We start from the raw sequence: 9069 nt of genomic DNA, 5'->3' as shown, positions 1-9069 counted from the left end.
TTCACCAATACCAGAAAGTGTAGACCCTAAAAAGCCATCTGATTTTGAAATCAGATGGCTTTTAGTGTTTCATTAACTAATTAGTTAAATTAAGTTCAATACTTCATCAAGTGTTTTTACAGTATGAGTCGGTTCCACGTTTCCATCTGGGGTTTCGTTGTCACGATTTACCCAGATGCTTGGCCAGTTCATTTGGTTAGTTGCAACGATGTCAGAATCGAAGCCTTGGGCAATATGAATGTGATTTTCTGCAGTAAATTGATATTTATTTTGAACGTATTGAAAGAATTTTAGATCCGGTTTATACGCGTGAGTTGTTTCAGCAATTATGACATCTTCAAACGGGTTTTCTAAAGCTTTAACATTGGCTGGAATAATCGGCCAAGAGGAATTGGACATGGCAATCAGGTGATAGCCACGTTTGACTAGTTTATTTAAAGTTGGAATAACTTCTGGAAATGGCTTTAAGTCACGGATCGCTTGTAATACTTCAACATAATTTTCTTCAAATTTGTGTTCCAAGTTGAAGTGCTTATCCATTTCAGTTAAAGTCTGGCGAACTAACCGATCATAGTTTAAGTAAGGCACCATATGATTGCGGTCGTCTAAATAATTAATAAACCAGTTACGCGCAACTTGACCATCCACGCCGATTTTGTTAGCAATTTCCGCTACTTTAGTGTAAAGCCCTTCTTCGTTAAGCAGGGTCCCATAACAATCGAAAGTTAAATACATTTAGATATCCTCCATCTTAAAAATTTTATCAAATCAAAATTAGTGATCCTTGAACTAATTAATCGAATTATCCTTCATATTCGATTATATCTGATTATAAGTTAACTTGGTAGTCCTTATTAAAAAGTTCAAGTTTAGCAACTTATTCCTTAATTTCTTGTTCAACGGTATTTTCTGGGAGGTCTAATAACTTTTGTTTACGCATGAGGGTTAAAATCGAAATTGTGAACACAAGCAATGCAATCCCAGTAAGCAGGAAAACCGGGAGAGCAGCAACATGATCGAATAAGAAGCCAAAAATAAGGGTCCCAACTGGCATTAACAACATACTAATGGTGCTATCCAGTGAAAAAATCCGTCCTTGCATATGTTGGGGAATTAATTGTTGCATATACGTGCTCATCGGTGTATTGATGAATACTAATATTCCACCGTTTAAGACATTTAGACCGATAAAATATAAAGTGTTTAAGCTAGATGACCAGCCCAGCACCTCTGGAACTCCGGTGGCAATCAAAATAAATGACAGGAAGGCAATATTTAAGTAAGAGATAATAATAGGATGGTGTTTTAGTTTCAATAGACTAAGTAGGATACCACCTAAAAACATCCCAACTGCAAAGGCCGAGTCCGTGACCCCGTACTGGGTGTTAGACAGTTTTAGAGTTGTTACCAGCAGATAAGGCTGGCCAACGTTAAGGGCTGAAAAGAAGAAATTAATGGCTGCAGCTGAAACTATTAAAAGACTCATGAGGTGCTGGTTACGTAAATATTGAAAGCCAGTTCGAAAATTCTGCCAAACTGTTTCTGATGAACCAGTTTTTTTAATTTCAGGAGTTGAATTTGGGATTGGTTTCGAAAAATGAAGGAAAGCAATGGTGACTAAAGCGATTACTTCAAATCCAATCTCAATAAATGCAAAGCTATCAATTGAAACAAGGGTGTAAACAAACGCCCCCACAACGGGAGCTAAAAAAGAGGCCAACGAGGAAATGGACTGGTTTAACGAATTAACTCTTTGTAATTCATCTGAATCAAATAACTGAACAAGACTAGCCGTAAGCGTTGTTCCGAGAAAGTTGTCGGTTATTTGTAAAATGATGATTAAGCCAATCAATTCCGGATAGTACTGCGCCGGCCATAACCGAAAAACAAATCCGAATAAAAGCAATCCTAGACTGGTCGTAATTTGGGCCATAATCATGATTTTGCGATGGTTAAACGTGTCCACAATAAAGCCAACGAAAGGAGTCAGAATTAATGAAACGAGGGGACCGGTAATTAAAGAAATTCCCATGCCTAATGCTGAGCCAGTGCGATGAAGGATATATAGGCCGATTGCAAAAGATAACATGCCACTGCCAAATGTCCCGGTAAACTTGATAATTAACAATTTGATGGTCTGCGCCGATAATTTAAATTTGTTCATAGTAACACTCCCAGTTCTGAAGTAGACTTGTCCTTCAATTGTTTTTTTGAAAGGACTTAAACGTAATGGATCGTGATATCTCCCATTTTAAAATCGCCATTAATCACAATGAGTGGCCCGGTTTTGGTTGGTTTCAGGCCAACTTCAGATGTTTCTACGATAAAAGAGTTAAGTTGAATTTGTGTATTCCATTCTTTAGGAAAATACAAATCGATATCTCCCATGCTACCAGTGAGTTCAATATTGGCCTGGTTTTGGATAACTGCAGCTTTGTCAAAGTAAACCTTGGCATCGCCCATCGTGACGTTAATTAAAGCATATTGAAAGTTGGCAGATTGGACATAGCGAATTGCACTACCCATGCGCACATTGACAGTAACGTCTGATTCATAATCACTAGTTGTGCTTTGAGAAAAATGTTCACCGCCATTGATGGATTCATTTACAAAAATGTGTTGATGATGGCGATGTGATCGTCGTTTTAAAGGTTGCAAAACTAATGACAGGCCAATACTTAATAAAAGCGCGGCGCCTAAAATGGTCCATGGAACCAAGTTGGTAATGCCAAGCGGTTTTGAGTAAAGCATACTGATAAAGGCAAGACTAAAAATTGTGCCAGGGACACTAAAGTAAACGATACTTTTAATTGTGGCGGCCGCTAAAATTAACGTGAGAATTAGTGTCCACATATTGAGATGATAAGAAAACCAGCCCATTTTACTGGCAACGAGAATAACAGCACAGACTAAGAAAAATAGTCCCCAGAACCAGTGGCCCCATTTTGTTTTTGTGTTCATGATAATTACCTCATTTCGTTTAATCGTTCTTGAAGCTGTTTGTAGTAACGACGGGATGCATAGATCTGTTTATTGGAATTCTGAAAAGATATTAGGCAATTTGAAATTGATTTATTCAATGCGTTAACCTGATATAAATTAATAAGTGCAGATTTTGATATTTGTAAAAAATAACCAGGTAGGCGATCCGCTAATGCGTAAAGATGGTCTTTACTGATATAAATGTTATCTTTCGTATGGACTTGTAACCGCCGGTCTGCAGTTTCTATAAAGAGAATAGTGTCTAAGTTTATAAAATATTCTGTTGATCCTTGATAACAGGTCAGGGTGTTCGTAAGAGAAACTTTTTCTAATAATTTTTTAATTTTTTCAACATTGGGATCATGATTGGATGCTTTAATGATAACTTCGGGTTCCTGAAGGGTGTTATCAACTTCTAGTCGTATTTTCATTCCCGTCGCCTCTTTCCTTTTGGCTATGGTATTATTAGACTCCTTTTGAGCGAGAAATGGAATGCTTTTTGTTTAAGTGGTATAAAATTCTGCGTAACCGGTTAATTAGTTCTATGTTTAAAATTAAAATGTAATGTGAAAAAGCACTGCGATAATAGACCCAATTAAAAAGAAAACGTGGTAATTTTGAAGTTTCATTCATATTGTTGTCACGGATGAATTGGTAAATACTAATTGAAAGGAGGGGCATATGATACAATGAGATAAATGTAAGAATTCTGGTTTGTAGAGAGGAAACAGCAAAATGAATGTTTTGTATTGTGGGGATGCGAACATGGCCGATGGACTGATAATCTCGGTCCTATCGCTTTTAAAAAATAGTGATCAACCACTTTCAATATATGTTTTAACTGCTCAAATACATGATAAAAAGCATAAATTTCAAGCATTGCCAGATGTTGTTGTAGATACCCTCAATCAAGAGGTTCAAACAAAAAATCCTGCTAATAAAGTGATCAAGATTGATATTACTAAGCAGTTTCAAAACCATTTACCAACGGCAAATCTGAACACAATGTACACACCCTATTGTATGCTGCGCTTATTTGCTGATTTGGTTCCGGAAATTCCTGATCGTGTCTTATATCTAGATACAGATGTGGTCGCACGTCGCAATTTTGATAATTTTTACAATCAACCACTTACCGAAACAGATTTTGTGGGCGTGCTAGATTACTATGGGCGTTGGTTCTTTCACCATGAATTAAAAACCTTTGATTATATAAATTCCGGCGTGCTATTAATGAATTTAAAAGAAATTCGCCACGACGGCTTTCTTGCACGCTGTCGAAAATTATGTACAAACAGAAAGATGATTATGCCTGATCAGTCTGCTTTAAATAAATTAACGCACAAGAAAAAAATCGAATCCAATCGGTTTAACGAACAACATCGATTGCAACAAGATACTGTTTTTCAACATTTCACCACTAGCTTTCGGCTGTTTCCTTTGATTCATACGCTAACTGTTAAACCTTGGCAGATTAATTTAGTTCATCGTGAACTGAAGTTACATGAGTATGACGACCTGTTCGATCAGTATAAAAATATTTTGCAACGTTTAAAAGATGCAGCTTAATAAGAATCTTGCAAACAGGGACTTTAACTAGGTTGTTGTTCTCAGGATTCTTTTTGAATTTCAATGAACTTTAGAAACAAGAGGTTACTACTCCTTGGCCAAACTATTAAGTGGTAAACTATTGCTAGCTTATAAGATGCGGGTGGTAAATAATTATGAAACAAAATTCTCAATGGACGTTACTTTTAGCTACTTCAATGGTTTCTTTTATGTCGACCATTGACGCGAGCATCGTTAATATTGCAGTTCCACAACTTTCCCGTGACCTTCATGCACCTATGAATGAAGCTGAATGGGTTGTTTCTGTGTACTTAGTTTTAATTTGTGTACTGTTAATATTTTTTGGGAAACTATCGGACCAAATTGGGAGAATCTCAATCTTTCAAATTGGAACTTTAGTTTTCGTTGCGGGCTCGCTTGGCTGTGGACTTAGCGTAAACTTACCAATGATGCTTGGCATGCGTGTTATTCAAGCTGTTGGTGCTTCAATGACAATGGCCACAAACTTTGGGATCATTACTCAGATTTTTCCTAGTAATCGTCATGGGGTTGCCTTAGGAGTGAATAGCTCATTTGTGCAAGTTGGTAATATCATGGGTCCTGGGTTAGGTGGCTTAATCCTTGCAACGCTGTCGTGGCACTTTATCTTCTTTATTAATGTTCCCATTGGGCTAATTGCTTTTGCGTTCGGTCACAAGATCTTTCCTAAAGAAGAGCGGCCAAAACAAAAGATTAGCATGGATTATTCTGGGTACTTGGCTTATGTTTTAGCCATTATCAGTTTTTTTGTAGCCATTTATTGGGGACAAGAAATTGGATTCGTCAAAACACAAATTATCGGGTTATTCGTGATTGCGGCCGTGTGTGTTGCAGCTTTTATCCTACGCGAGAACCATACAGACAAACCTCTGTTAGATTTACATATTTTCAAGAATGCCGGGTTTTCAATTGGTGTTATTTCTGCGATGTTAGTGTTTGCGGTTAGTTACTTCAATAACATGATTATGCCCTATTATCTGCAGGAAACGTTAAAATATTCGTCTGCCATTGCTGGTTTAATTTTGATGTCGATCCCGCTGCTAAATATTTTTTCAGCTCCAGTTGGAGGAATGATTGGCGATCATATTGGCGCCGAAAAAGTATCATTAATTGCGCTTGTTCTTTTTCTGATTCCGGAAGCAATTTTCATGACGATTCAGCCAAGTTGGGGAATTGTTTGGTTAATCATTGGTTTAATGCTATATGGCTTGGCCAATGGCGCCTTCCAAAATAATCCGATGATCATGGGTAATGCTGGTAAACAGTATCAAGGAATTGCGGGATCCATTGCAGCCCTTGCTCGAAACCTGGGGATGTCAATCGGGCTATCCTTATCCACGTCATTGCTATATTTTGGAATTAGTCAAAAAGCAGGAAGACGCATTACTACTTACCCCACGCAACATCCAAGTTGGTTTGTTTATGGGATGCATTTTAGTTACCGGTTTGCATTTGCGATGATTTGTATTGCGTTAGTCCTGCTAATTAGTCTGGTTTGGCATAAAAGTCGTAAAGAAAGTTTATGATTTATGAAAAAATTGGGTAGTTTTGACCTTTAAACGAGATTTTTAAGGGGCTTTGCTCTAATATATAGATATAAATAATTTTAATGAGGAGTTTTCATGAAAACTTTAAAAAGTATTATGAGTTGGGTTGTACCGATTTTAATTGGTTTAATCATCGCATTGTTAGTTCGGTCGTTTCTTTTTGAGATTGTCCGTGTCGATGGGACGTCAATGGAACCTAATTTGCTTAATAACGAACGTGTTTTTGTTATGAAACAAGAAAAAATTAAGCATTTGAGTGTCATTGTTTTTGATGCATATGGTGCGGATCCAGAAGCAGCCCCTGGGACAGAATATGTTAAACGTGTGATTGGCATGCCCGGTGATAAAATTTCATATAAAGATGGTAACTTATATGTGAATAATAAATTGGTCCCACAAAAGTTCATTAATACCTACCAACGTGAAAACGGAACGGCAATTGGTGCTGAAGCAAACCAGTGGTCGTTGGCTTCTGTTGCCAAAGCACGTGGCTGGGGAAATAATCCAGAAACGGTTCCGGCAGGTCAATACTTTGTAATGGGTGATCATCGAAGTGTTTCGAATGATAGTCGTTATTGGGGATTTGTTAAGAAGAATGAAGTAATGGGAGTTGTAAAGGTTCCATTTTGGGGAAGTTCATCCGCTAAGAAAAATATTAATGATCGTACGGGTGACTATTAACGGAAGTGAGTGAGACAAGTCGGTAAAAAGAGAATCCTAAGTGTGACGGATGCGGGATTACAATCCCGCCGGAGTCATGCTTAGGATTCTCTTTTTGACTTGTCGAGCTGTCCTAAAGCTCAGCGGAAAGTAGTAGGCAAAGACGGACGGATGCGAGTTCTTGCGGCTGAATTGTGCCACAAGAATCGACAGCGTATGGAAGATAAAAGATTTTCGGAACGAAAATCACTCAATGCAATGAACTAGTGCGGGATCGCAATCCCGCGGGAGTCATGCTTAGGATTCTCTTTTTGACTTGTCGAGCTATCCTAAAGCTCAGTGGAAAGTAGTAGGCAAAGACGGACGGATGCGAGTTCTTGCGGCTGAAGTGTGCCACAAGNTGCTTAGGATTCTCTTTTTGACTTGTCGAGCTATCCTAAAGCTCAGTGGAAAGTAGTAGGCAAAGACGGACGGATGCGAGTTCTTGCGGCTGAAGTGTGCCACAAGAATCGACAGCGTATGGAAGATAAAAGATTTTTGGGACGAAAATCGTCCAATGCAATGAATTAGTGCGGGATCGTAATCCCACGGGAGTCGTACTTATTTAGCACCTTTTGCATTGTCGAGCTGTCCTGGAGAGTGGGAAAATAAAGTGATTAGAGTCTGAGCATGAATAAATCCATGCTCAGTTTTTTGTAAATCGGAAAAGGTTTGCTATTTATTGTAAAAGGATTAAAATATGCTTAGATTATTCTTATTTTAGAATCATAACTTTGGAGGTCGCTTATGGGAAAAGAAATATCACAAGAAAACGTGACGAAATTTAGAAAAAATTTTGGTAAAGATAATCGCAACAGTGCGGTTCAACGGGCTGCTACGAAGAATGGTGTTTTAAATGCCAGTGAGGACATTGCCGCTAAGGTTCGTTTGAATCGGACATTCTCAATCGAATTAGACACCGGTAAGGTAACTAATCAGCGTCATAGTGGGCGTTGCTGGCTATTTTCTCTATTAAATACCCTTCGTCATCAACTCGCAGATAAAGAGAACATGAAGGATTTTGAATTTTCCGAATCTTATTCTTTTTTCTGGGATAAAGTTGAGCGAGCTAATGTTTTCTATGAGAACATTATTCGGACTGCCGATAAACCAACGAGTGATCGAGAAGTGGCAGTTTATTTAGACTCACCTGATGATGATGGTGGCCAGTGGGCAATGGCAGCTGGCTTAGTTCAAAAGTATGGCGTGGTTCCAGCTTCTGTAATGCCGGAAAGTTTTAATACAAATGATACGAGCGGTTTTGCAAGTTCATTAAATTTAAAATTACGTAAGGATGCAGTTGAATTGCGTGAGCTTAAAAATAGTGGTGCAACTGAAGGTCAATTGAACGCCAAACGTGATCAGTTACTGGGTGAAGTTTACCAGATGACGGCGATTGCGGTTGGAACACCACCCGAAAAGTTTGATTTTGAATATTGGGATGACAAGAAGAACTATCATCGTGATGCTGATTTAACGCCTAAAGCTTTTTACGATAAATATATTGGGGTTGATTTGGATGATTATGTTGTAGTGACTAATTCACCCGACAAACCTTTTGATAAGTTATATAGTCTCCCTGCCGAAGACAATATTGTAGGTGGCAAAAAGATTACTCTATTAAATGTCGACATGGAAGTTTTGCGGAAAGCAGCAATTGCACAACTCAAAGACGGCGAAACAGTTTGGTTTGGCAATGATGTGCTGGAACAAATGGATCGTAATGATGGATTATTAGATAGTAAGCTTTATCGAACAGATGAGCTATTTGATGTTGATTTGAGTATGAGCAAGGCGGAACGTTTGCAATATGGCCAAGCGGCAGTTTCTCACGCAATGACCTTAACTGGGGTTGATGTGGTTAACGATGAGGCTACTAAATGGAAGGTAGAGAATAGTTGGGGCGATAAGAGTGGCGAAAAAGGCTACTTTGCGATGACTGATGACTGGTTTGAAAACTATGTTTATCAAGTTGTTGTCCACCGCAAGTATTTAACGGCTGCACAATTGAAAATCGCTGACTCGACACCAGAGCCATTACCTGTTTGGGATCCAATGATGTGATAAATTTAGTTTACTGAAGGCCGGGATAAAATTCAGGCCTTTTTGTTTTGGAGGTAAATATCAGGCGGTTGAACATTAAATGAAAATAAAAGAAAAGTATTTACATTTTTTTTCAGAACGCCTATAATATCATCTTGTATATTAAACTGGACATTCAAAGGAGATAAAC

The 9069-nt window shown here is 38.2% G+C and carries 8 protein-coding genes; 4 read left to right on the top strand and 4 right to left on the bottom strand.

What is annotated here, in order from left to right; all coding sequences use genetic code 11:
- Positions 1-84: 84 nt before the first annotated feature.
- The 4 genes from IV84_RS01570 to IV84_RS01555 all read right to left on the bottom strand — a co-directional run bounded on the left by IV84_RS01570 (position 85) and on the right by IV84_RS01555 (position 3413).
- Entirely contained in the window at positions 85-735 is a 651-nt protein-coding gene (locus IV84_RS01570; RefSeq protein ID WP_046870957.1) for an HAD family hydrolase, read from the bottom strand.
- Between the two features lie 142 nt (positions 736-877).
- Positions 878-2164 (bottom strand): MFS transporter, encoded by a 1287-nt coding sequence (locus IV84_RS01565; protein WP_056986018.1) that lies wholly within the window; start codon positions 2162-2164, stop codon positions 878-880.
- Positions 2165-2220: 56 nt separating this feature from the next.
- Positions 2221-2961: a LiaF transmembrane domain-containing protein gene (locus tag IV84_RS01560; protein WP_046870959.1), complete on the bottom strand. Its 741-nt coding sequence runs from the start codon at positions 2959-2961 to the stop codon at positions 2221-2223.
- 5 nt (positions 2962-2966) lie between these two features.
- Positions 2967-3413 carry a LytTR family DNA-binding domain-containing protein gene (locus IV84_RS01555; protein ID WP_046870960.1) on the bottom strand — a complete coding sequence of 149 codons (447 nt, stop codon included), beginning with the start codon at positions 3411-3413 and terminating at the stop codon, positions 2967-2969.
- Between the two features lie 304 nt (positions 3414-3717).
- Here IV84_RS01555 and IV84_RS01550 point away from each other — a divergent pair, with 304 nt between their 5' ends.
- From IV84_RS01550 to IV84_RS01535, 4 genes are all read left to right on the top strand, one after another.
- Entirely contained in the window at positions 3718-4551 is an 834-nt protein-coding gene (locus tag IV84_RS01550; protein WP_080945493.1) for a glycosyltransferase, read from the top strand.
- Positions 4552-4706: 155 nt separating this feature from the next.
- Positions 4707-6116 carry an MFS transporter gene (locus tag IV84_RS01545; RefSeq protein WP_056986017.1) on the top strand — a complete coding sequence of 470 codons (1410 nt, stop codon included), beginning with the start codon at positions 4707-4709 and terminating at the stop codon, positions 6114-6116.
- Between the two features lie 96 nt (positions 6117-6212).
- Complete coding sequence (gene lepB / locus IV84_RS01540; protein WP_046870961.1) at positions 6213-6818, top strand: signal peptidase I; 606 nt, start codon at positions 6213-6215, stop codon at positions 6816-6818.
- Between the two features lie 765 nt (positions 6819-7583).
- Entirely contained in the window at positions 7584-8900 is a 1317-nt protein-coding gene (locus tag IV84_RS01535) for a C1 family peptidase (protein WP_046870962.1), read from the top strand.
- Positions 8901-9069 lie beyond the last annotated feature (169 nt).

It is taken from the genome of Pediococcus damnosus (assembly GCF_001437255.1).
GTDB lineage: Bacteria > Bacillota > Bacilli > Lactobacillales > Lactobacillaceae > Pediococcus > Pediococcus damnosus.
Note: the sequence above shows the minus strand (reverse complement) of the source record. Positions and strands in the feature narration are given on the sequence as shown.

Bases quoted from the DNA above. Each gene is read 5' to 3' on its own strand.
- IV84_RS01545 (WP_056986017.1), top strand. From the start codon at position 4,707: ATGAAACAAAATTCTCAATGGACGTTACTTTTAGCTACTTCAATGGTT.
- IV84_RS01550 (WP_080945493.1), top strand. From the start codon at position 3,718: ATGAATGTTTTGTATTGTGGGGATGCGAACATGGCCGATGGACTGATA.
- lepB (WP_046870961.1), top strand. From the start codon at position 6,213: ATGAAAACTTTAAAAAGTATTATGAGTTGGGTTGTACCGATTTTAATT.
- IV84_RS01565 (WP_056986018.1), bottom strand. From the start codon at position 2,164: ATGAACAAATTTAAATTATCGGCGCAGACCATCAAATTGTTAATTATC.
- IV84_RS01535 (WP_046870962.1), top strand. From the start codon at position 7,584: ATGGGAAAAGAAATATCACAAGAAAACGTGACGAAATTTAGAAAAAAT.
- IV84_RS01555 (WP_046870960.1), bottom strand. From the start codon at position 3,413: ATGAAAATACGACTAGAAGTTGATAACACCCTTCAGGAACCCGAAGTT.
- IV84_RS01570 (WP_046870957.1), bottom strand. From the start codon at position 735: ATGTATTTAACTTTCGATTGTTATGGGACCCTGCTTAACGAAGAAGGG.
- IV84_RS01560 (WP_046870959.1), bottom strand. From the start codon at position 2,961: ATGAACACAAAAACAAAATGGGGCCACTGGTTCTGGGGACTATTTTTC.